Source organism: Catenuloplanes nepalensis, assembly GCF_030811575.1.
Classification (GTDB): Bacteria; Actinomycetota; Actinomycetes; order Mycobacteriales; family Micromonosporaceae; genus Catenuloplanes; species Catenuloplanes nepalensis.
Genome location: NZ_JAUSRA010000001.1, coordinates 2,557,624 through 2,577,996, shown reverse-complemented (window position 1 = coordinate 2,577,996; position 20,373 = coordinate 2,557,624). Strand labels below are relative to the sequence as shown.

The 20,373-nt window shown below is 73.3% G+C and carries 21 protein-coding genes; 8 read left to right on the top strand and 13 right to left on the bottom strand.

The window, feature by feature from the left end; translation table 11 throughout:
* Positions 1–22: 22 nt before the first annotated feature.
* Positions 23–1,495, bottom strand: coding sequence for a glycoside hydrolase family 76 protein (locus J2S43_RS10780; protein WP_306828732.1), 1,473 nt, complete (start codon positions 1,493–1,495; stop codon positions 23–25).
* A gap of 88 nt (positions 1,496–1,583) precedes the next feature.
* The gene (locus J2S43_RS10775; protein ID WP_306828731.1) at positions 1,584–2,378 is read right to left on the bottom strand and encodes an SDR family NAD(P)-dependent oxidoreductase; all 795 of its coding nucleotides are present in this window, start codon (positions 2,376–2,378) and stop codon (positions 1,584–1,586) included.
* 63 nt (positions 2,379–2,441) lie between these two features.
* Here J2S43_RS10775 and J2S43_RS10770 point away from each other — a divergent pair, with 63 nt between their 5' ends.
* Complete coding sequence (locus J2S43_RS10770; RefSeq protein ID WP_306828730.1) at positions 2,442–3,014, top strand: TetR family transcriptional regulator; 573 nt, start codon at positions 2,442–2,444, stop codon at positions 3,012–3,014.
* Between the two features lie 16 nt (positions 3,015–3,030).
* Here J2S43_RS10770 and J2S43_RS10765 read toward each other — a convergent pair whose 3' ends face one another.
* Positions 3,031–3,777, bottom strand: a complete 747-nt coding sequence (locus tag J2S43_RS10765) for a tetratricopeptide repeat protein (RefSeq protein WP_306828729.1) — start codon at positions 3,775–3,777, stop codon at positions 3,031–3,033.
* Between the two features lie 58 nt (positions 3,778–3,835).
* Between J2S43_RS10765 and J2S43_RS10760 the strand changes: the two genes are divergently transcribed.
* Both J2S43_RS10760 and J2S43_RS10755 read left to right on the top strand, forming a co-directional pair.
* Positions 3,836–4,354, top strand: a complete 519-nt coding sequence (locus J2S43_RS10760; RefSeq protein ID WP_306828728.1) for a hypothetical protein — start codon at positions 3,836–3,838, stop codon at positions 4,352–4,354.
* Positions 4,351–5,373, top strand: a complete 1,023-nt coding sequence (locus tag J2S43_RS10755; RefSeq protein WP_306828727.1) for a homoserine dehydrogenase — start codon at positions 4,351–4,353, stop codon at positions 5,371–5,373. Before J2S43_RS10760 ends, J2S43_RS10755 begins: the two co-directional genes overlap by 4 nt.
* A gap of 198 nt (positions 5,374–5,571) precedes the next feature.
* Here the strand turns inward: J2S43_RS10755 and J2S43_RS10750 are convergent, their stop codons facing one another.
* On the bottom strand, positions 5,572–6,741 hold the full coding sequence (locus J2S43_RS10750) for an FAD-dependent monooxygenase (protein ID WP_306828726.1): 1,170 nt from the start codon (positions 6,739–6,741) through the stop codon (positions 5,572–5,574).
* A gap of 167 nt (positions 6,742–6,908) precedes the next feature.
* On the opposite strand from J2S43_RS10750, the gene J2S43_RS10745 reads away from it, so the two are divergent.
* Positions 6,909–7,739, top strand: a complete 831-nt coding sequence (locus J2S43_RS10745; RefSeq protein ID WP_306828724.1) for a phosphatidylinositol-specific phospholipase C/glycerophosphodiester phosphodiesterase family protein — start codon at positions 6,909–6,911, stop codon at positions 7,737–7,739.
* A 47-nt stretch (positions 7,740–7,786) separates the two neighbouring features.
* Here the strand turns inward: J2S43_RS10745 and J2S43_RS10740 are convergent, their stop codons facing one another.
* Positions 7,787–8,566, bottom strand: coding sequence for a class I SAM-dependent methyltransferase (locus tag J2S43_RS10740; protein WP_306828723.1), 780 nt, complete (start codon positions 8,564–8,566; stop codon positions 7,787–7,789).
* A 58-nt stretch (positions 8,567–8,624) separates the two neighbouring features.
* Between J2S43_RS10740 and J2S43_RS10735 the strand changes: the two genes are divergently transcribed.
* Together J2S43_RS10735 and J2S43_RS10730 are read left to right on the top strand one after the other, a co-directional pair.
* A complete protein-coding gene (locus tag J2S43_RS10735) occupies positions 8,625–9,446 on the top strand; it encodes a metallophosphoesterase family protein (RefSeq protein ID WP_306828722.1) in 822 nt (273 codons plus the stop codon).
* Positions 9,443–10,066, top strand: a complete 624-nt coding sequence (locus J2S43_RS10730; protein WP_306828720.1) for a 4'-phosphopantetheinyl transferase family protein — start codon at positions 9,443–9,445, stop codon at positions 10,064–10,066. The genes J2S43_RS10735 and J2S43_RS10730 overlap by 4 nt, the downstream gene beginning before the upstream one ends.
* A 1,107-nt stretch (positions 10,067–11,173) precedes the next feature.
* Here the strand turns inward: J2S43_RS10730 and J2S43_RS42185 are convergent.
* Genes J2S43_RS42185 through J2S43_RS10710 form a run of 3 tightly spaced genes read right to left on the bottom strand, consistent with a single transcriptional unit; the run spans position 11,174 to position 14,720 of the window.
* Entirely contained in the window at positions 11,174–12,583 is a 1,410-nt protein-coding gene (locus J2S43_RS42185; RefSeq protein ID WP_370881613.1) for a PIG-L family deacetylase, read from the bottom strand.
* On the bottom strand, positions 12,580–13,683 hold the full coding sequence (locus tag J2S43_RS10715; RefSeq protein WP_306828719.1) for a glycosyltransferase family 4 protein: 1,104 nt from the start codon (positions 13,681–13,683) through the stop codon (positions 12,580–12,582). The genes J2S43_RS42185 and J2S43_RS10715 overlap by 4 nt, the downstream gene beginning before the upstream one ends.
* Positions 13,684–13,694: 11 nt before the next feature.
* Positions 13,695–14,720 (bottom strand): lysylphosphatidylglycerol synthase domain-containing protein, encoded by a 1,026-nt coding sequence (locus tag J2S43_RS10710; RefSeq protein ID WP_306828718.1) that lies wholly within the window; start codon positions 14,718–14,720, stop codon positions 13,695–13,697.
* Positions 14,721–14,885: 165 nt separating this feature from the next.
* Here J2S43_RS10710 and J2S43_RS10705 point away from each other — a divergent pair, with 165 nt between their 5' ends.
* Entirely contained in the window at positions 14,886–15,779 is an 894-nt protein-coding gene (locus J2S43_RS10705; RefSeq protein WP_306828717.1) for an SDR family oxidoreductase, read from the top strand.
* A 76-nt stretch (positions 15,780–15,855) separates the two neighbouring features.
* The gene (locus J2S43_RS10700; RefSeq protein ID WP_306828716.1) at positions 15,856–16,200 is read left to right on the top strand and encodes an STAS domain-containing protein; all 345 of its coding nucleotides are present in this window, start codon (positions 15,856–15,858) and stop codon (positions 16,198–16,200) included.
* A gap of 13 nt (positions 16,201–16,213) precedes the next feature.
* Here J2S43_RS10700 and J2S43_RS10695 read toward each other — a convergent pair whose 3' ends face one another.
* The 5 genes from J2S43_RS10695 to J2S43_RS10675 are packed head-to-tail and all read right to left on the bottom strand — an operon-like array spanning position 16,214 to position 19,929.
* The gene (locus J2S43_RS10695) at positions 16,214–16,942 is read right to left on the bottom strand and encodes an ATP-binding protein (RefSeq protein ID WP_306828715.1); all 729 of its coding nucleotides are present in this window, start codon (positions 16,940–16,942) and stop codon (positions 16,214–16,216) included.
* A gap of 59 nt (positions 16,943–17,001) precedes the next feature.
* Complete coding sequence (locus J2S43_RS10690) at positions 17,002–17,136, bottom strand: hypothetical protein (protein ID WP_306828714.1); 135 nt, start codon at positions 17,134–17,136, stop codon at positions 17,002–17,004.
* A complete protein-coding gene (locus J2S43_RS10685; protein WP_306828713.1) occupies positions 17,133–17,900 on the bottom strand; it encodes an ABC transporter ATP-binding protein in 768 nt (255 codons plus the stop codon). The genes J2S43_RS10690 and J2S43_RS10685 overlap by 4 nt, the downstream gene beginning before the upstream one ends.
* Complete coding sequence (locus J2S43_RS10680) at positions 17,897–18,856, bottom strand: ABC transporter substrate-binding protein (RefSeq protein ID WP_306828711.1); 960 nt, start codon at positions 18,854–18,856, stop codon at positions 17,897–17,899. The genes J2S43_RS10685 and J2S43_RS10680 overlap by 4 nt, the downstream gene beginning before the upstream one ends.
* Before the next feature lie 11 nt (positions 18,857–18,867).
* Positions 18,868–19,929 (bottom strand): FecCD family ABC transporter permease, encoded by a 1,062-nt coding sequence (locus J2S43_RS10675; protein ID WP_306828710.1) that lies wholly within the window; start codon positions 19,927–19,929, stop codon positions 18,868–18,870.
* Positions 19,930–20,373 lie beyond the last annotated feature (444 nt).

Genomic DNA, 20,373 nt, shown 5'->3' with positions numbered 1-20,373 from the left:
CGGGCCGGACCACACGGCCGGGTCAGACCGTGTTGAGCAGGTCCAGCGCGCTCTGCTGGCAGCTGTGGTCGGTGTCGATGTACGGGCCGGACCAGTGTGATCCGTACGCGTCGAAGCTGTTCCGGTCGTTGGCGTAGATCGTGTCCGCGTTGCGGCGCAGCCACGGCGTGTAGGCGCCGCCGGTCGCGCGGTCCAGCACGCCGAGGCCCCGGGCGAACGCGCCCTTCCAGGCGGGCTGGTCGCCGGTGCAGGCGTCCTGCTCGCCGGGCTCGCGCAGGATGCCGTTCTGGGTGAGGCGGCCGGAGACCGTGACCGCGTCCGCGAGGCGGCGCGCGGTGGCGAGCGCCTCGGCGTTGCCGGTCAGCTTGTTCAGCCCGGTCAGCGCATTGATCAGGACACCCTGGTTGTACGTGAGCGGCCCGCTGACGCCCTTGCACGTCTGCAGGCTGATCCCGTCGATCACCAGGTTGTCACCGTTGATCATGCCGGTGCCGCGGAACCACGCCCAGCCCGCCTCGGCGCGCTGCCGGTAGACCGCGTTGCCGGTGCGCTGCGCGATCTCCGCGTTCAGCTGGATGTAGAGGCTGTTCGCGATCGCGTTCTTGTACTGCCTGTCGTTGCGCCACCAGACGCCGCCACCGCACACGGTGTCCCAGAAGCCGTGCATGTGGTCCGCGTCGGCCCGCGCGGTGTCGAGGTAGCGCGTGTCGCCGGTCAGGTCGTAGGCGGCCAGCCAGGTCAGCCCCCACCAGCCGGTGTCGTCGATGTACTCGTTGCGGAACTGCCCCTGCGCCGCGTTGATCTGCCGGTCGTAGGTGTTCGCGATCGCGTACGTGTAGCTGCCCATGCCGGAGACCCGGATGTTCTCGATCAGCGCGGACATCGCGTTCGCGCTGGTCCACCACGCGTTCCCGTCGAACAGCCCGGTGCCCTGGTCGTAGCGCATCATCAGCGCGGTCGCGGCCGCGCGCTTGCGGTCACCGGCGTTCCAGTCGCTGCGCGCCCACGGCGTGCACGCGATCTCCGGCCGGTCGCTCGCCCGGCCGCAGGCGCGCAGCACGCCGACGCCGCGGGTGCCCCAGTCGTCCACGTTGAACATCGGCGACCGGGCCGAGCGCTGCCCGGCCGGGACCGTGACGAAGCCGAGCCGGCTGCCGGAGGCCCAGCTGCGGCCGCCGTCGAACGACCGGTCCAGCCACACCTCGTCGCCGGGCGAGCCGTTCTCGATCGTGCCCCAGATCATCGCGTCCGGGTCGCTGGCGTGCACGCGCACGGTCCGGCCGTGGATCGTGCCGCTGACCGGCGTCCGATCACCGCCGGCCTGCCCGGCGTCCCGCCCGTCGCAGTGGATGTTGCAGATCGCCGCGGCCGCGACGACGTCGGCCGAGCTCACGGACGCCGAGCTCACGGACGCCGAGCTCACGGACGTCTGTGCGACCAGCCCGCCCGCGGCCGCCACGGCCAGCACGATCGATCCGATGACTGTGCGCCTCATGTGCCCGCCTCCCAGGAAGATCGACGCACATCATCCCTCGCATCACCCCAGAAACGCCATTAATTAGGGTTGATTTAGGCGAATACTGTCATCTCAGCGTGTTCGCCGCCGCGAGCGTCACGCCGAGCCGCCGGGTGACCAGGCGCCCGGCCAGCGTCAGCGCATGGTTGAGCCGCCCGGCCACCGCGCTCGGCGGCGGGTCCCGCCGGTCCAGCACGCGCAGTGCGGCGTCGACCACCTGCGCCGGCGTCCGGTAGCGCGAACCGCCGTCCGCGTCCGTGCTGCCGACCACGTCGAAGAACTCGGTTCGGGTGACGCCCGGCGCGAACGCCAGCACGCGCAGCCCGGTACCGCGCGACTCCGCCCACAGCGACTCGGTCAGGCTGAGCACGAACGCCTTGGTCGCGGAGTACGCGGCCTGGTTCGGCACCGGCGCGTAGGCCGCCACGCTGGTCACGTTCAGCAGGTAGCCGCGGCCGTGCTCGCGCAGCCGGTTGATGAACGCGCGGCTGATGTCCGCCACCGCGGTCACGTCGACCGCGATCATGCGCCGCAGCCGTTCCGGATCGTCGTCGTGGAACCGGCCCCAGCTGCCGTACCCGGCGTTGTTGATCACCGCGGTGACCGCGATGCCGCGCCGGTCCAGCTCCGCGGCGAGCGCGGCTCCCGGCGCCTCGGAAGACAGATCAAGGGCCAGAGCCGTCGCGGGTACGCCGTGCGCCGCCCGCAGCTCGGCCGCGAGCGCTTCCAGCCGGTCGGCCCGGCGGGCGACCAGGACCAGGTCGGATCCGCGGGCGGCGAGCCGGCGGGCGAACTCCGCGCCGATGCCGGAGCTGGCGCCGGTGATCAGGACGGTCTGCGTGTGGTGCTCCAGTGGCTGCATGACCGCACCGTACGTCAAGTTGGCAGTCTGTGCCAATATGGCGTCGGCTGATATGATCGGTGCATGGGAATCCGGGAACGCAACCGGCGTGCGGTCGAGCGGGAGATCGCCGACGCCGCGATGCGCCTCTTCGTGGCGCAGGGCTTCGACGCCACCACCACCGACCAGATCGCGCGGGAGGCCGGCGTCTCACCGCGCTCGCTGTTCCGCTACGTCGGGTCCAAGGAGGACATCGTGCTCGGCGACATGCTCGCGGCCGGGCAGTCCGTGCTGGCCGCGCTGCGCGACCGCCCGGCCGGCGAGGAGCCGTGGGAGGCGCTGCGCGCCGCGCTGCACGTGCTGGAGGACAACCCGCCGGAGCGTGCGCTCGCGATCACCGAGATGTTCCTGAACACGCCGTCGCTGCGGGCCCGGCGCCTGGAGAAGCGGCTCGCCTGGCTCGACCTGCTGGTCCCGGAGGTCACCCGGCGGCTCGGCCGCGAGCCCGGCGACGTGCCCGATCCGGCCGCGCACGCGATCGTCTCGGCCGCGCTGGCCTGCCTGGACACCGCCGCCGAGATCTGGGCCCGGCGCGGCGGCACCGGCGACGTCGGGGCGATCTTCGACGAGGCCGTGGACGCGGTCCGGCACGCCTGAGATAGCCGGCACGGCATCAGTCGACGGTCCGGGTGCGCCGGGCTGACGAAAGCTCACTGACCGGGTCGAGCGCGGTGCCTGCGTCGTGCTCCGTCGCGAACCCGTCCGGGCCGAGCGCCGCCACCGCGGCGTCCCGGATCCGGCGCAGCTCCTCGGCGTCGTCCGGGTCCGGGACCTGGCCGGCCGCCGCGAACGCGCTCTCCGCCAGCCCCAGCATGCGCGCGGCCCGCGCGTGATCGCGCTCGGCCGAGGCGAGCGCGGCCGCGCCGACGCCGACGTAGGGCACGAACGCGTCGTACCCCCGGGCGAAGACCGCCTCGCGGCTGCGGGCGAACAGCTCGCGGGCCCGGTCGAGGTCGCCCAGGTGCAGCTCCGTGAAGGCCAGATTGTGCGTCTCCGTGGTGACCGTCTCCGCGTGGCCCAGCTCCTCGTTCAGCGCGATGCTGGCCTCGTAGAGCCCGCGCGCCGCGACCAGGTCGCCGGACATCCGGGTCACCGCGGCCAGCACGTGCCGCGGGCGCTCCTCCAGCCGCCTGTCCCCGGCCCGGACCGCCACGTCCAGCGCGGCCGACGCGAGCCGCCGGGACTCCTCGAGGTCGCCGCCGCGGGCCGCGACCCGGGCCAGTGAATACAGCGCCTCGACCTCGCCGGCCGGGTCGCCGGCCACCCGGGCGCGGGCGATCTCCGCCTCGGCGAGCCGCACCACGCCGTCGCTGTCGCCACGCCGGAACGTGTCCCTGATCTGCTCCGCGAAATCACTCATGACCCGGACAACGTACTCCCGGGAAGATCGTTCGACCCGCTGCTGTCATGATTGCCCGATGTTCCAGGCGGGGTCGCGGTCGCGGCGGGTCGGTACGTTCATGATGCTCGAGGACGAGGCCGCGTTCGAGGCACGGCTCGCGCCGGTGGTCGCGGAGCTGGGCGGGTGGGAGACGCACGACCAGCGGGCACGGACCAGCACACCGCACGACTCGCTGCCGGACGCGATGCGCGGCAACGGCCTGCAGGCGTTCCTCCGGCTGCGCGGCGAGGACGGCGGGCCGCTCATCCAGTACCTGCGGTCCACCACCACCGGCGGGTCCGCGTCGATGCGGCCCGGGCGGCTGGCCTGGACGTGGTTCCCGGACGACCACGCCGACCCGGTCCGGCAGGACTTCACCACGCTGGCCGACGCGGTCTGGACGGCACTGCGGGCGGTCACCTCCCCGCACGTCACCACGGCCGACGGCCGCCGCGGCTACCGGATCGGCCCGGCCGCGAAGGCGTGGATCCTCGCGCACCCGGACCGGCGGCTGCACGACGGCGTCCCGCTGGTTCTGACGGAGGCGTCGCGATGACCCGCCTGGCGATCAGCGGCCTCGGCGCGATCGGCGGCAACCTGCTGCACCTGATCGCCACCCTCGACGACAGCCCCGGCCCGGACCCGCGCGGAGGCCGCGGGCTCGACCTCCGTGTGGTGGCGGCGGTCGACTCCTCCGGTGCGATCGTCGACGCCGGTGGCATCGATCCCGCGGCGCTCGCCGCGCACAAGGCCGCCGGTGGCCGCGCCGTCGACCTGCCCGGCGTCACCGTGGCCGGCGGCACGATCGCGGACGTGCTCGCCGCCGGCGTCGAGTTCGACATGCTGATCGAGGCCGGCCCCGGCGACCTGGAGACCGGCGGCGCCGGCCTGGTCGCGGTCCGCGCCGCCCGCTCGGCCGGGATCCCGGTGGTCCTGGCCGCGAAGGCCCCGCTCGTGCTCGCCTGGGACGAGCTGACCGGCCCCGGCCCGGCCGTCGCCTACAGCGCGTGCGTCGGCGGCGCGCTGCCGACCGTGACGCTGCTGCGCGCCACGCTCACCTCCGCGCGCGCGACCAGGATCGAGGCCGCGCTGAACGGCACCAGCGTCTACGTGCTCAGTCTGATCGAGGACGGCCTCTCCCCCGCCGACGCGGTCGCCCGCGCCCAGGCCACCGGCATCGCCGAGCCGGACCCGTCGTTCGACCTGGACGGCTGGGACGCCGCCTGCAAACTGGTCATCCTCGCCAACGCCACGCTCGGCACCCGCGCCCGCCTCTCCGACGTGGACCGCACCGGCATCACCGGCGTCACCCGCGACGACCTGCTCCGCGCCCGCGCCGCCGGCCGCCGCATCGTCCCGCTCGCCACCGCGGTCCCGGGCGTCGACGGCTGGCACCTGACGGTCGCCCCCGCCGAACTGCCCCTCGACCACCCGCTGGCCCGAATGGACGCGGAGGAGATGGGCATCGTCGTCCACACCGACGTCGCCGGCCGTCTCTCCGCCACCACCCGCGAGCCCGACGCCATCCCCTCCGCCGCCGCCGTCCTCCGCGACATCATCACCCTCGCCGGCTGAGACCTCGTCGGCGTCGGCCGCCTGGATCCGCGGCTCAGGACGACAAAGGCGCCCGGGAGACTCCCCCGGTGCCATCAATGAGCGCGCCTGGCCTCCACCACGACCACCCCGCATGTCACCGCGACGGCCCGGAGCGGCGCGCGCCCGGACGCCGGCCACCGGAGACCAGCCGTACAGTATCCGGCTCGCCGGCCGTTCTCAGGCCGCTGGCACGGGCAGCTCGCGGGCGGTCTTCGGGCCGGTGGTGAGGCGGGCGGCGAGGGAACGGACGAGCGGGAGCGCGGCGACGCGGGTACCGAGGCGGAGGAGGCGGACACCGGCGCGGGAGGCCGGGGCGGCGATGCGCGGGACGCCGGGCGGCAGACGCTGGGCGTCGGTGACCAGCGGGCGCATCCACTGCTCGTAGCGGGCGAACGCCTCCGGGTACGGCGCCTGGGACAGGTAGGCGGCCAGGACGTAGGCGCCGGTGATCGCGAGCGAGGTTCCGCCGCCGCCGATCGGGGTGACGCACCAGGCGGCGTCGCCGAGCAGGCAGACGCGGCCGTGGTGCCAGGTCGGGCAGTCGATCTGGCGGAGCCAGTCGACGTAGAGGTCGTCCGCGCTGTCGAAACCGTCCAGGATGCGCGGCGTCTCCCAGCCGAGGCCGGCGAACCGGGACCGCAGCGCCGCGCGAGTGGCGGCGTCGTCCAGGCCGTCCAGCTCCGGCGTGGCGGTGCGGAAGTTGAGGTTTGCCCTGGTCCCGCCGACGTCGTCCGGGCGCAGCATCACCTGCCGGGCGCCGGGGGCGATGTGCACCCGCCACCAGTCGTCGTCGGCCGTGGTCCGCGGGATCGTGCCGTAGGCGGAGTACATGCCGAGCGCCCGCTCGCGCGGGGAGGATCCGAAGACCATCTCGCGGGTACGGGATCCGACGCCCTCCGCGACCACGACCAGCGCGAAGCGCTCCCGCGCGCCACCGGCGAACTCGACGTCGACGCCGCCGTCGTCCTGCGCCAGGCCGGCGATCCGGTCGCCGAACCGCCAGGTGACCGCGGGCGGGCAGGCGTCGGCCAGCAGGCGGGCCAGCGCGCCGCGCAGGATCTCCAGCTCCGCGGTCGGGCCGTCCGTGCCCGCCCGGCCGTCGACCGGGAACTCCGCGACGGCCGCGCCGCGCTCGTCGACGAACCTGGTCCCGACCTCGCCGGTGTTGCGGCCGCGCACCGCGTCCTCCAGGCCCATCAGCCGGATCACCTCGCGGCCGGTCCCGCGCACGTCGATGTTCTGCCCGCCCTCGCGCAACTCCGGCGCGGCCTCGACGACCGTCACGTCATGCCCCGCCCGGGCCAGCCAGTACGCCGCCGCCGGTCCTGCCACGCTCGCACCCGTCACCAGAATCCTCACCGGTGCCGAGTTCCCGCGCTGCCCGCGTCCATGCCCGTTCGCCGGCCCACACTCGCGAGGACGGCGGCCGGGAATTGTTCATCGGGGGTTTCCGGCCGTCGTCCCCGGACACTCGTATCGTTCGTGGCGAATCGCCCCACGACAGGAGACCCGCCTTGCTGCGTCGCACATCCACCGTGCTGGCCGTCGCGGCCGCGCTGCTCACCATCGCCGCACCAGCCGCACAGGCCGCCCCGGCGAAGGTCCGCCCGCTACCCCAGGCGCACGCGCACAACGACTACGAGCACGAGCGCCCGCTGCTGGACGCGCTGGACCACGGTTTCACCAGCGTCGAGGCCGACATCTACCTGGTCGACGGCGAGTTGCTGGTCGCGCACGACCCGGAGGATCTGCGGCCCGGCCGTACCCTCGAGGCACTCTATCTTGATCCTCTGGTGGAGCGCGTGCGCGCGAACCGGGGCCGGGTCTACCGGGGCAGCCCGATCTCGCTGCAGCTGCTGATCGACATCAAGAACACCGGCGTCGCCACCTACACCGCGCTCGACGCCACGCTGCGCGAATACGACAAAATCCTGACGCGGTACGCACGCGGGCGCGTCACCACCGGCGCGGTCACGGCCGTGGTCAGCGGCGACCGCCCGCGTGAGCTGATGGAGTCGCAGACCGTGCGGTACGCGTTCTATGACGGCCGGATGGCCGACCTCACCGCCGGCGCGCCCGCCTCGCTGATCCCGCTGATCAGCGACAACTGGACGAACGTCTTCACCTGGCAGGGCGTCGGCGAGTTCCCCGCCGACCAGCGCGCCCGGCTCCGCGAGATCGTGACGACCGCGCACGCGGACGGCCGCCGCGTCCGCTTCTGGGCCACGCCGGACACGCCCGGCCCGGCCCGCGACGCGATCTGGACCGCGCTGCGCCGCGCCGGCGTCGACCACATCAACACCGACGACCTCGACGGCCTCGAGACCTTCCTCCGCGACTGCTGAACCCGTGACCGGCGCGTCTCAGGAGATCAGCGCGCCACAGTGGAGATCTACAGCGGCGGTCGCCGCGCCACGATGCACACGTTGTGCGGGTCGAGCGCGCCGGCCGCCGCCAGCGCGGCCAGGCACTCGTCGATGAACGCGTCCGTGTCGTCGCCCAGCACCTCCGCCTGCGCCGCGAACGTGGCCGCCCGCAGCGCCGCGCGCAGCCGGTCCAGGTCGCCGGCGCCCAGGTCCTGTGCGACCGGCTCGACCGGCGACACGGCCAGCCCGGCCGCGGCCAGCAGCACCGACACCTCATCCGCCGGATGCTGGTGGAACATGATCGGCGCATCCTCGAGCCGGTCCCGCCAGGCCGGCCGGTCCGCGACCGCGCGCAACGTGTCCCGCAGCACGAAGCCGTCCGCGCGCGGCTGGCCCGCGCTGTACTGCAGCACCAGCAGGCCGCCGGGCGCGACCGCGCGCGCCATCGTCCGCACCGGGTGGCCGGACTCCTCCAGCCAGTGCAGCATCCACGACGAGTGGACCACGTCGTAGGCGCCGGCCGGCAGCGCGAGACGCCGCGCGTCCTGCCGCTCCACCGTGACCGGCAACGCCGCGCACCGGGCACGAGCGGCGTCCACCATGGACTCGCTGATGTCGCACGCGTCGACCGTGAAGCCGCGCCGGGCCATCGCCTCCGCGACCTCACCGGACCCGCAGCCGACGTCCGCGAACCGGCCGCCGCGCGGCAGCCCGGCACCGGCCAGCGCCTTGAGCGCGGCGCGGACCTGCCCCGAGTTCGCCGCCGCGTAGGACTCCGCCCGCCATTCCCGCCCGGTCCGCGTCATAGCCTCACGGTCCCAGCTCCACGCACTCCCCGCCACCCCATGATTACGATGGACGACGATGAGCACGCCAGGGTTGTACGCGGTCAGCGACCTCCACGTCACCTACCCCGAGAACCGCGCGATCGCCGAGTCGCTGCACCCGGTCACGCCGGACGACTGGCTGATCGTGGCCGGCGACGTCGCCGAGCAGGTCACCGACATCCAACGGACGCTGGCGCTGCTGGCCTCCCGCTGGGCGACCGTGCTCTGGGCCCCCGGCAACCACGAGCTGTGGACGGTCCGCGAGGACGCGGTCCAGCTGCGCGGCGAGGAACGCTACCGCCACCTGGTCGAGGTCGCCCGCGACCTGGGCGTGCACACCCCCGAAGACCCGTACCCGCGGTGGAACGACACCGTGATCGCCCCGCTCTTCGTCGGCTACGACTACTCCTGGCGGGTGCCCGGCATGTCCACGAAGGAGGATTCGCTCCGCAACGCCGAGGCCGCTGGAGTCCTCTGCACCGACGAGTTCTTCCTGCACCCCGACCCGCACCCGTCCCGCGACGCCTGGTGCGCCGAGCGCGCCGCGATCACCGAGGCCCGCCTGGCCGCGATCCCGTCCGCCGTCCCCACCGTGCTCGCCAACCACTACCCGCTGGTCCGCGAGCCCACCGACATCCTGTGGAAGCCCGAGTTCGCCCAGTGGTGCGGCACCGACCTCACCGCCGACTGGCACGTCCGCTTCCGCGCCACCGTCATGGTCTACGGCCACCTGCACATCCCCCGCACCACCTGGCACGACGGCGTCCGCTTCGAGGAGGTCTCGCTCGGCTACCCCCGCGAGTGGCGCCGCCGCGGCACCACGGCCCCGGCCCCGATCCGCCGGATCCTCCCCGCATGATCGAGCAGCTGCTGCCGCCCGGCGTGGCCTGGGCGGAGACGTTCGGCGACGAGGACTGCGCCCTCTTCCCCGCCGAGGAGGCCGCGATCGCCCGCGCCGTCCCGAAACGCCGCCACGAGTTCACCACCGGCCGCTGGTGCGCCCGCAGCGCCCTGGCGACCCTGGGTCTCCCCCCGGCCCCGATCGTCCCGGGCGAGCGCGGCGCACCCACCTGGCCGCCCGGCACCACCGGTGCCATCACCCACTGCCCCGGCTACCGCGCCGCCGCCGTCGCCCGCACCACCACCATCGCCTCCGTCGGCATCGACGCCGAGGCACACGCCCCGCTGCCGGACGGCGTCCTCGCCCTGGTCAGCCTCCCGGCCGAGCGCGAGTGGATCTCCCAGGCACCGCCCGGCACCCACTGGGACCGCCTGCTCTTCAGCGCCAAGGAATCCGTCTACAAGGCCTGGTTCCCCCTCACCCACCGCTGGCTCGGCTTCGAGGAGGCCCACCTCACCGCCTCCCCCGACGGCACCTTCCACGCGCAGATCCTGATCGACGGCCCGGTCACCCACTTCTCCGGCCGCTGGCTCACCACCCCCGACCTGATCCTCACCGCGATCGTCCACACCCCATGAATACGGATTTCCCGCTCCCGGCATGGCCCGGCCCGCATGCGCGCGGCACCGGTCCAATGCCACTCAGCCTAGTTTGATCTTGAAGTACCTGCGGTCCGGCCGCACTCCCGTGACCAGCATGAATGCTCGAAGAGCTCCGCGAGCATGCGCAGTTCCAGCAGCGGGTCGGCGAGCAGATCGGCCGACCCGACCGCGCTGCCCCAGGCCACGCCCAGCCCGATCCGGGTTCCGTAGCCCGCTCGGCACAAGGCGCCCGGGTCCCCACCGGAAGGGGGCCGACCCTGCCCGCCGCCGGCGGGCCGGTCCCCACCGGAAGGGGCCGACCCTGCCCGCCGCCGGCGGCGTTCCGGCACCCGGAGACCGCGCGCGATTCGCGCACCGACACCCGAAATTTCCCGATAAGCGGGCACGCGTCCTGCCGGCGGGGCCGGGAGATCTTGACGGCCTCGGGCCTGGCGTCTGAGTGATCAATCAGGTGAGCGAAAAAGCGATCGACTTCGATTTTTGATCTACTTTTTGCTCACCTGATTGATCACTCAGGCTGCGGCGGTGCCGTCTCGCGAGTCTGTGGTCCGCGCCGGAGGGTGGGATGTAGCGATATTTCGGGCGAGCGGCGCCCGATCGCCGCGAGCGGGCCGGGTCAGCTCGCGCTCTCCGGCCCGGAAGGGCCGGGCAACAGAGCCAGTCCGAGAGCCGGGCAACAGAGCCAGTCCGAGAGCCGGGCAACAGAGCCAGTCCGAGAGCCGGGCAACAGAGTCGGTCCGAGGGGTGTGGGCGACAGAGGACGGCCGGCGGGCGTCGCGCGGACGTCGGCGGGGCGCTTTCGGGACGCGCAGGCAGGAATCCGTGGTCAACTCAAGCCAAGTGGCATTGGGCACCGGTCGCCGCCGGCACTCCTCCCTTCCGCGCCCGCCGCACCTCAGCAGTTCAACCCCCACCCCGGTCGCACCAGCCACGCGCCAGAACCTGACCCAGGGCTCCACTCGCAGGCACAAGATCCTTATGTCGCCGATGACTGTCTCACCCCACCCGAGGCAGCCATCAACGACACTCGATGCCGAGACCTCAGACATGAGGCGAGCTGCCGGGCGCCGCGCGAGCGGTGGCTCAGAACTCACGTAGCGAGGCGAAGACGTCGTCGCTGAGCCCTCGCCCCGGCCGGCAATTGGGCTGGACGAACCACTCTCGACCCGCGACGAGCCTGAACAGCGGTCCGGGCAACCCGGCCAACGCCGCTACCGTGCGTAGCCCACTGCCGCCGGCGGCCTGACTGGCGTGCGCGCGCAGGGCCGCCCGTTTCTGGCGTAGGTACGCGCGCACGTCGACCTCGTGAGTCAACTCCTCATGCGCGGTGAACACGGTCCCGGGCCCGCCCAGCGGCAACCGCGGCAGCAGCCGGCCGGCGATGGTCAGCAGCGCCAGCAGGGGCCGCAGCGCACGCCGGTCCACCGTGGCCTCCAGTAGCACCGGCGTCCCCGCGATTCGCGCCGCCATCCGCGCGACGTGGTGCACCTGCAGATGATCAGGGTGTCCGTATCCACCGCGTGCGTCATACCCGATCAGCACGTCCGCGTGCTCCTGACGCAGAATCACGGCCAGCCGCTCCGCGGCCTCCTCGACCGGCGCATCCGCGAAGCACCCGGCGTCACCGGCGTGCAGTCCGGAGTCCCGGTAGCCGAGCACCTCCACTCGCGCACATCCCAGCGCGGAAGCCGCCGCCAGCAACTCCGCATGCCGCCGCCCTCCCAGCCCGGCCACACGGTCGCCCACCCCCGCCGCCGCACCACCGCCGCTCACCTCGCTCGCACCCGCGTCCGGGTGGCCGACGACAGCGGCGCCGTCCGGCCGCGCCGGGAAGCCGGTCGGCTCGGCCGCGAGCCCGGACGGCCCGGCCAACTCGGCCGCAAGCCCGGACGGCCCAGCCAGCCCGGCCACAAAGTCGGGCGGCCCGGCCGAGTCGACCACGAACCCCGACGCCCCAGCCGACCCGGCCGCAAGCCCGGACGGCCCAGCCAGCCCGGCCACAAAGTCGGGCGGCCCGGCCGAGTCGACCACGAACCCCGACGCCCCAGCCGACCCGGCCGCAAGCCCGGACGGCCCAGCCAGCCCGGCCACAAAGTCGGGCGGCCCGGCCGAGTCGACCACGAACCCCGACGCCCCAGCCGACCCGGCCGCAAGCCCGGACGGCCCAGCCAGCCCGGCCACAAAGTCGGGCGGCCCGGCCGAGTCGACCACGAACCCCGACGCCCCAGCCGACCCGGCCGCAAGCCCGGACGGCCCAGCCAACTCGGACGCAAGCCCACGCGGCCCGGCAGCCTCGGCCGCCGGACCAGCCGGACCAGCCGGACCAGCCGGACCAGCCGGACCAGCCGGGCCGGCCGTGAGGCCGGCTTCGCCGAGGGTGGCGGTCACCAGGATCACGCGGTGGCCCTCGGCCGCGGCGCGGGCGAGGGTGCCGCCGGTGAGCAGCGCTTCGTCGTCCGGGTGCGCGTGGAACGCCACGAGTGTGTAGGTCATACCCGGACCGGTGCGGACTGGAGGCGGGCCGCTGCCGCGTAGCGGGCCGCGGCGGCGGTGAGCACGATGTCCCAGTGCAGGCGCGGCACGACCGCGCGGTTGTGCCGGGCGACCTCCGCGAGCAGGCCGGGCGCGGCCAGCAGGCCGGAGACCGTCGAGACGAGTTCCGTGTCCGAGCCGACCAGCCATCCGTCCACGCCGTGCTCGACGAAGTCGGCCACGCCGCTGCCGCTGCGGGCGACCACCGGCAGCCCGGCGCAGCGGGCTTCGAGCGCGGCGATCCCGAACGACTCGCGGTGCGCCGGGGCGACGTAGAGGTCCGCGCCGGCCAGCAGCGCGCGGATGTCGTGCCGGGGCAGCGCGCCGGTCAGCCGGATCCCGGAGTTCAGCCCGGCCGCGGCGACGTCGGAGCGCAGCCGGGGCAGCAGCGGGCCGTCGCCGACCAGGACCGCCCGGAACCGGCCCGGGTGCGCTCGGTGCAGTGCGAACAGCGCGTGCAGCAGCGGCCGGGGGCGTTTGCGGCGGACCATGCGCATCACGCTGACCACGGTCGGCGGGCCGTCGCGCGGGGCCGGCGGGGTGAGCCAGGCGGCCGGGTCGATGCCGTTGGGCAGCACCGCGACCGGCGTGCCGTCGAGCGCGTCGCGGACCGCGGCGGCCGCGGCCGTGCTGACCGCGGCCCACTCGACCGGCCATCGGGCGGCGCCGCGGCGGCGCGCGTACCAGCGCATGATCGGGATGACGTCGTGCCACATCGAATGAACCGAGACCACCGTGGGTACGCCGTGCGCGCCGGCCAGCCGGGCCGCACTCCAGGCCAGCGGCGAGAACGCGGACACGTGCGCGTGCACCGCCTCGGCCCGCTGTTCTCGCAGGACCCGGCACAGGTCCTGGTCGCGGACCGCGCGGTAGGGCCCGACCCCGGCCCCGCCCACCCGTACCACCGGGATCGGCGGGTTGCCTGAAAGGAAGCCCGGCGTGGCGGTGACCACGATCGGCGCGTGGCCGGCCGCGGCCTGCCGGCCGGCCAGGTCGCGGACCTGGAGTTCCACGCCGCCGAGGCGTGGCAGGTAGACGTCGGTCACGTGGGCGATGCGCATGTCTCTCCAGGTCACGCGGGGTTCGGCCGGATGCCGCGGCGGCGGGTGGCGAGCCACAGCAGGACCGCGAGCCCGCCGACCGGGATCTCGGCGGCGAAGACGAAGCCGCGGAACAGCAGCACGCCGGCGAGCGCGCCGGTCGGGTCCGTGCCGAGGCCGATGAGGACCGCGATCGCGCCGGTCTCGACCAGGCCGGCGCCGCCGGGGGTGACCGCGGCGAGGGTGAGCGCGCGGGCGGCGGCGAGCCCGGCGAGCAGTACCGGGACCGGCACGGTGAGGCCGACCGCGGTGAGGCAGAGCCAGAGCAGCACGCCCTCGGAGACGCAGTAGCCGGTCATGCCCGCGGTGAGCGGTCGCCAGCGCCGGCGCACCAGTTCCTCGACGCCGTCGAGGAGCGCGGCGACCGCGTCCGTCCAGGCGGCACCGCGTACCCCCGGGATGGTCCTGAAGGCGAGCGAAGCGAGTGTGACCAGGCGCAACAGCGGGCGAGACCGACCCAGGGAGGCGGCGACCAGCAGTCCGCCGGCGAGCGCGGCCGGGACGGTGATGCCGAGCCAGGGCAGCCACGGGTGGAGCCGGCCGGCGGCCAGCAGCGCGAGGACCGCGGCGAACGGGAGCAGCAGGCGGGCGGCGACGTCCCAGACCTTCGACACGACGACGAAGCGGGCGAAGTCGCGGTTGGTGTGACCCCAGCCGCGCACCATGGTGAGGTTGAGGACGGTGCCGGCGACGCCGCCGAGTGGGAGCAGGTTCGCGACCGCGCTGCCGGAGAGGTTGAGCGTGAGCGCGCGCGGGTGGGTGAGGCCGGGCAGCGACGCGTCCAGCACGAACGTGTGCACCCAGAGGCCGGTGAGCCAGACCGTGCCGAGCAGGAGCAGCCGGCGCCAGCCGATGTCGCTGAGCGACGCCCAGGCCGCGGTCCAGGACGCGCCGGCCTCGCCGAGGTGGTACCCGGCCCAGATGACCACCGGCACGGCGGCCAGCAGCAGTCCGAGGCGTCGCAGTCGTCCTCGCCGCGACGTCGCGGTCCGCTCCATCCACTCCTCCCGGGCGCCGGTGGATGACCCACCGTAGCCGCACATGTGAGGCTTTACGGGTATTTCGTCCGTTACGGGCATACGGCGCGTCAGGGTGTAAAGGGAGCGGTGATCCGGGCAGTGTGAGGCCCGCATGAGCGGCCGGATCCGGGGAAAGCGGGAGTCATGAACCAGTACGAGATCCGCGACCCACGCAGCCAGTACCCGACGCCGGACCAGCTCACCGGCGGCGACCAGGGCGAGCCCGGCACGACCGGCGAGATGCCGGACAAGCCGGACCACGGCGAGGAGACCTACCAGGGCAGCGGCCGGCTGACCGGGCGGCGCGCGGTGATCACCGGCGGCGACTCCGGAATCGGTCGCGCGGTGGCGATCGCCTACGCCCGGGAGGGCGCCGACGTGCTGATCTCCTACCTTCCCGAGGAAGAGGAGGACGCGGCGGACACGGCCGCGCTGATCGAGAAGGCCGGCCGCAAGGCGGTCCGGGTGCCCGGCGACATCCGCGACGAGGCGCACTGCGCCGCGATCATCGACCGGGCGGTGAGCGAGCTCGGCGGCATCGACATCCTGGTCAACAACGCCGCGTTCCAGATGGCCCAGCCCGGCGGGATCGTCGACATCACCACCGAGCAGTTCGACAAGGTCATGAAGACCAACCTGTACGCGATGTTCTGGATCTCCCGCGCCGCGGTCCCGCACATGCCGGCCGGGTCGGTCGTCATCAACACCGCGTCGATCCAGGCGTACCAGTCCTCCGCGCCGCTGCTCGACTACGCCACCACCAAGGGCGGCATCGTCGCGTTCACCAAGGCGCTCGCGGAGGATCTCGCCGAAAAGGGCATCCGGGTGAACGCGGTCGCGCCGGGCCCGATCTGGACGCCGCTGATCCCGGCGACCATGCCGGACGGCAAGGTGGACAGCTTCGGCGCGGACACCCCGCTGAAGCGGGCCGGTCAGCCTGCCGAACTCGCACCGGCCTACGTGTACTTCGCGAGTCAGGAGTCCAGCTACACCACGGGAGAGGTACTCGGTGTCACCGGCGGTAAGCCGGTGAGCTGACAGTCAGCGTCGTGTCACAGGACTGTCGTATCCCTGGCGTAGGCTCGGCTCACCGCTTTCTGATCGGAGCAGAAGTGTGACCGGTTCCTTCTCAGTGGTGAAGTCCGAGGACGGCGAGGGCACAATCCGCCTGTCGATCAGCGGCGACGTCGACAACGACGTCGCCCCGGCACTCACCGACATCATCGCCAACGCGGCGGACCAGCCCGGTGCCGGGCCGATCGTGGTCGACCTGGACCGTGTGTCCGCGATGACCGCGGCCGGCATCCGCGCGCTCCTGGAGGGACGTGAGGCCGCTGAGCGGTGCGACCGTCCGTACCGGATCGTCAACGTCCACGACGAGACGGCGGGTTACGCACTGCGTGTCGTCGGGCTGGCCGACATAGCCGAACGGGTCACCGCGCTCCAGCGGCGACGGTGACCCGGCGGGCGGGTCACCGGTCGACCGGCAGGCCCGCCCAGACCACCTTGCCGCCCGGCGCCGGCAGAAATCCCCAGCGCCGGGCGATCGCCTCCACCAGCCGCAGGCCGCGACCGGTCGCCGGGGCGTCCGCGGGGCCGGAGTCCAGGTGCGGCGTGGCGAGCGAGCCGTCACGCACCACGACCAGCAGGAACCGCCGGCCCAGCGACACCCGCAGGTCCGCCATGGTCCGCGCGTGCACGATCGCGTTCGTGACCAGCTCCCCCGCGATCAACGCGGCCGGGACGCCGAGCGTGGGCAGGTTCCATCGGTTGCAGGCCTGCTCGGCCAGGTCCCGGGCACGGCGGCTGGCACCGGCCATGGGCAGCACGGTGTCGCCGACCGTGGGCATCCGCCGGGCCGCGCGGGCGGCCAGCGCGTCCGAGGCGGTCGGGAAGATCGTCAGCCGGCCCGGCCCGTCACCCGCGAGCAGGTGCGCGGTCTCCGGCGCGGGCGCGCAGAGCAGCAGCGGCGTGCCCGGCCACACCGCCGCCTGCCAGGCCACGGTGCGGAACACCGACAGCGCCACCGGCTCGCGCACCCGCAGCCCGGCCAGGTCGACGATCAGCGCGTCCGGCACGTCGGCCAGGCATTTCGACAGCGTCAGCCGCACCTGCGGGGCGCTGGACAGCGTCAGGTCGCCGCGCAGACGAACCAGGGTCCTGGTCCCGATCTGGTCGACCTCGGTTGAGAGAGGCGGCACGACACCATTGTCGGTCGTCCGCGGCCGAAATGCCGGACAGCGGCGCGTTCGGGTATCCGTCACACCCGTCCGGTGACCAGGTACTGCAGCTGGTGCTCGTGGTCCGGGGCCACGGGCCGCCGCACGTACTCGTCGTAGCTCGGCGCGCGGTGCGTCCAGTACGCGTTGATCCGGTCCTGCGGCGCGGTCGTCATGCCATCTCCCCGGTCGGGTGGAAGAGCAGGTGCAACTCGCCCTCGATCTCCAGGCGGCGGATGCCGATGCCGTAGACCGGTTCGAGGATCTTCGGCTCCAGCACCTCGTCCGTGGTGCCGGCCGCGACCACGCCGCCGTCGCCGAGCAGGACGAGGTCGTCGCAGTGGCGTGCGGCCAGGTTGAGATCGTGCAGCACCACGATCGCGCAGGTGCCCAGCCCGCGGACCAGGCGCAGGATCTCGTGCTGGTAGCGGATGTCCAGGTGGTTCGTGGGCTCGTCGAGCAGCAGGTGGGTGGCCTGCTGGGCGAGCGCGCGGGCGATCAGCACGCGCTGCCGCTCACCGCCGGAGAGCCCGGCGAACGGCCGCGTGCCCAGGTGCGCGGCGCCGACCCGTTGCAGGCAGCGGGCCGCGATCTCGTGGTCGGCCGCGCCGGTGCGCTGGAACGTGCCGAGGTGCGGCCCGCGGCCGAGCAGCACCATCTCGCCCACGGTCAGCGCGGTCTCGCCGCCGTTCTCCTGCACCACCACGGCCAGCCGCCGGGCCGCCTCACGGCTCGCGAGCGCGCCGAGCGGATCGCCGTCGACCGTGACCGTGCCGGTGCCGGTGCGCAGCGCGCCGTAGAGCAGCCGCAGCAGCGTGGTCTTGCCGCTGCCGTTCGGGCCGATCAGGCCGAGCACGCGGCCGGGGCGCGCGGACACGCTGACGCCGTCGATGACGGGGTTCGCACCGTAGTGCCAGGACACCCCGGCCGCCTCGATCATGCGCCGGCCTTGAACCGCTCGACGATCTTCTCCAGACCGTCGATGCTGAGCGGCGACGCCGGCTCGGTGTAGTTGAACAGCTGAACCAGCAGGTCGCCGTTCTGCACGGCCTTGAGCTTGTCCGCGCCGGGCAGCGTGGTGATCGCGGCCTCGACCGCCTTCGGGTCGCCGTCGCCGTAGATCATGATGATCACGTCGGGGTTCCGGCCGAGCAGCTCCTCCAGCGTGACCTCGAAGACACGCTCGGACGAGTCACCGAAGACGTTGGTGAAACCGGCCGCCTCCAGCTGCGGGTGCGCCATGCTGGTGTTGCCGTAGGCGTAGGTCACGCCGCCGCCGACCGTCGGGTAGAGGACCGCGGCGGTGCGGTTCTCCACCTTCTCGATCTTCGACATCCGGTCCTTGAGCGCCGCGATCGCGGTCTCGGCCTCTTCCTCACGATCGAAGAGCCGGCCGTACGTCTCCATCTGCGCGTAGATGCTGTCGAACGTCGGCGCCGTGGTGTTGCCCGGGCAGAGCACCGGCTCCTCCAGCAGCGGGATGTCCACCGCGGAGAGCGCGTCGCGGGAGAGGTTGTCGACCTCGCCGAGCACCAGGTCCGGCTGCTGCGCGATCACCACCTCCTTGGAGATCTGCAGGTGGCCGCTGGTGTCGGTCCTGTCGGTGAGCAGCGGGATCCTGTCCAGCTCCGCGAGCGTGGCCGCGTCGTAGTACTCCTTCGGGTACCGGCCGGCACGCGCGGTGACACGATCCATGACCCCCAGGGAATGGAGGTACGGCACGGCCGCGCTCTTCAGCAGCACGACCCGCTCCGGGGCCCTGTCGAACGTGACGTCGACGCCGCAGTTGTTGATGGTGATCTTCTCCGTACCCGCGGGGGTGGTGTCGTCCGGTCCTTCGCCGCACGCGGATATCAGCAGCGTCGCGGCGAGGATCGTGGCCAGGCGTGCCTTCATCGGGGGGTCTCCTAGGCGTTGGTGGCGTGCAGGCGCCGGATGAGGATGAGCAGGAACGGCGCGCCGAGCAGCGACGTGATGATGCCGATCGGGATCTCCTGCGGGGCGAGCAGCACGCGGGCCACCACGTCCGCCCAGACCAGCAGGATCGCGCCGAGCAGCGCGGCGACCGGCACCACGCGCACGTGCGCGGCGCCCACGATGCGGCGGGCCAGGTGCGGGACGACCAGTCCGACGAAGCCGATGCTGCCGGACGCGGAGACCAGCACGCCGACCGCGAGCGACACGATCACCAGCAGCCGCATGCGGAACCGGTCCGGGGAGACGCCGAGCGTGTGCGCGGTCTCGTCGCCGACCGCGAGGACGTCGAGCCGCCGGCCCATCACCGTCAGGTACAGCGTGGTGCCGAGCACCACGATCGCGGTGACGGTCAGCAGCGGATCCCAGCGGGCCAGGCCGAGCGAGCCGAGCAGCCAGAACATCACCGAGCGGGAACCCTCGGCCGAGCCGGACGCGAAGATCAGGAAGCTGGTGGCGGCATAGAGCGCGTAGCCGACCGCGACGCCGGCCAGCAGCAGCCGGATGCTGGTGACCCGGCCGCCGCTGCGCGCGATGAGGAAGACCAGCAGCGAGGCGGCGAGCGCACCGGCGAACGCGCTGCCGGACAGCGCGTACTGGCCGAAGCCCGCACCCGCGCCGAACAGCAGCGCCGCGGCCGCGCCGCTGGACGCGCCGGAGTTGATGCCGAGCAGGTACGGGTCGGCGAGCACGTTGCGGACCATGGCCTGCAGCGCGACGCCGCAGATCGCCAGGCCGGCACCGACCATCATGCCGAGCAGCACGCGCGGCAGCCGCACCTGCCAGACGATCGCCTCCTGTGGCGGCGTCCAGTCCCCCGCGGTCATCGCGAAGATCCTGTGCCCGATGATCCGGGCGACCGTGGCCGGATCGATCGCGATCGCGCCGGTCCCGACCGCGACCAGGCCGGTCATGATCAGCGCGGCGGTCAGGCCGATCAGCCAGAGAACGGTGCTACGCCGGCGCGCACTCACGCCGAGCGGGTCGGAGGACACCGCTTCTCCCTACGTTGTTGCCATAAGTTGGCAACAACGTAGCAGCAAGATCAATCCTCAGGAAGATCCCGCCCGAGGTACGGTGCGCCACATGGCGACCGCGCGTCCGATCACGCTCCACGGCACCCCCGTCCTGCACCGCCGCTGCGCGCCCGGCATTGCGCGCCCGGCATTGCGCGCCCGGCATTGCGCGCCCGGCATTGCGCGCCCGGCATTGCGCGCCCGGCATTGCGCGCCCGGCATTGCGCGCCCGAAATTTCGCCATTTACTGGTCTTTGGCGTCACGGCGAACCCGCCGACGAGACCTTCATGCTGGAACGTCGGCGGGGTTCGGCCGGCCGCTGCGGCAATTCAAGATCCTTCCAGCCCTCATTGCTGATTCGAGGCGGTCGAATCAGCAATGAGGGCTGGAAGGATCTTGAGGGTTATTCAGCGCGCTGCCCC

Bases quoted from the DNA above. Each gene is read 5' to 3' on its own strand.
- J2S43_RS10780 (WP_306828732.1), bottom strand. From the start codon at position 1,495: ATGAGGCGCACAGTCATCGGATCGATCGTGCTGGCCGTGGCGGCCGCG.
- J2S43_RS10775 (WP_306828731.1), bottom strand. From the start codon at position 2,378: ATGCAGCCACTGGAGCACCACACGCAGACCGTCCTGATCACCGGCGCC.
- J2S43_RS10770 (WP_306828730.1), top strand. From the start codon at position 2,442: ATGGGAATCCGGGAACGCAACCGGCGTGCGGTCGAGCGGGAGATCGCC.
- J2S43_RS10765 (WP_306828729.1), bottom strand. From the start codon at position 3,777: ATGAGTGATTTCGCGGAGCAGATCAGGGACACGTTCCGGCGTGGCGAC.
- J2S43_RS10760 (WP_306828728.1), top strand. From the start codon at position 3,836: ATGTTCCAGGCGGGGTCGCGGTCGCGGCGGGTCGGTACGTTCATGATG.
- J2S43_RS10755 (WP_306828727.1), top strand. From the start codon at position 4,351: ATGACCCGCCTGGCGATCAGCGGCCTCGGCGCGATCGGCGGCAACCTG.
- J2S43_RS10740 (WP_306828723.1), bottom strand. From the start codon at position 8,566: ATGACGCGGACCGGGCGGGAATGGCGGGCGGAGTCCTACGCGGCGGCG.
- J2S43_RS10735 (WP_306828722.1), top strand. From the start codon at position 8,625: ATGAGCACGCCAGGGTTGTACGCGGTCAGCGACCTCCACGTCACCTAC.
- J2S43_RS10730 (WP_306828720.1), top strand. From the start codon at position 9,443: ATGATCGAGCAGCTGCTGCCGCCCGGCGTGGCCTGGGCGGAGACGTTC.
- J2S43_RS42185 (WP_370881613.1), bottom strand. From the start codon at position 12,583: ATGACCTACACACTCGTGGCGTTCCACGCGCACCCGGACGACGAAGCG.
- J2S43_RS10715 (WP_306828719.1), bottom strand. From the start codon at position 13,683: ATGCGCATCGCCCACGTGACCGACGTCTACCTGCCACGCCTCGGCGGC.
- J2S43_RS10710 (WP_306828718.1), bottom strand. From the start codon at position 14,720: ATGGAGCGGACCGCGACGTCGCGGCGAGGACGACTGCGACGCCTCGGA.
- J2S43_RS10705 (WP_306828717.1), top strand. From the start codon at position 14,886: ATGAACCAGTACGAGATCCGCGACCCACGCAGCCAGTACCCGACGCCG.
- J2S43_RS10690 (WP_306828714.1), bottom strand. From the start codon at position 17,136: ATGACGACCGCGCCGCAGGACCGGATCAACGCGTACTGGACGCACCGC.
- J2S43_RS10685 (WP_306828713.1), bottom strand. From the start codon at position 17,900: ATGATCGAGGCGGCCGGGGTGTCCTGGCACTACGGTGCGAACCCCGTC.
- J2S43_RS10680 (WP_306828711.1), bottom strand. From the start codon at position 18,856: ATGAAGGCACGCCTGGCCACGATCCTCGCCGCGACGCTGCTGATATCC.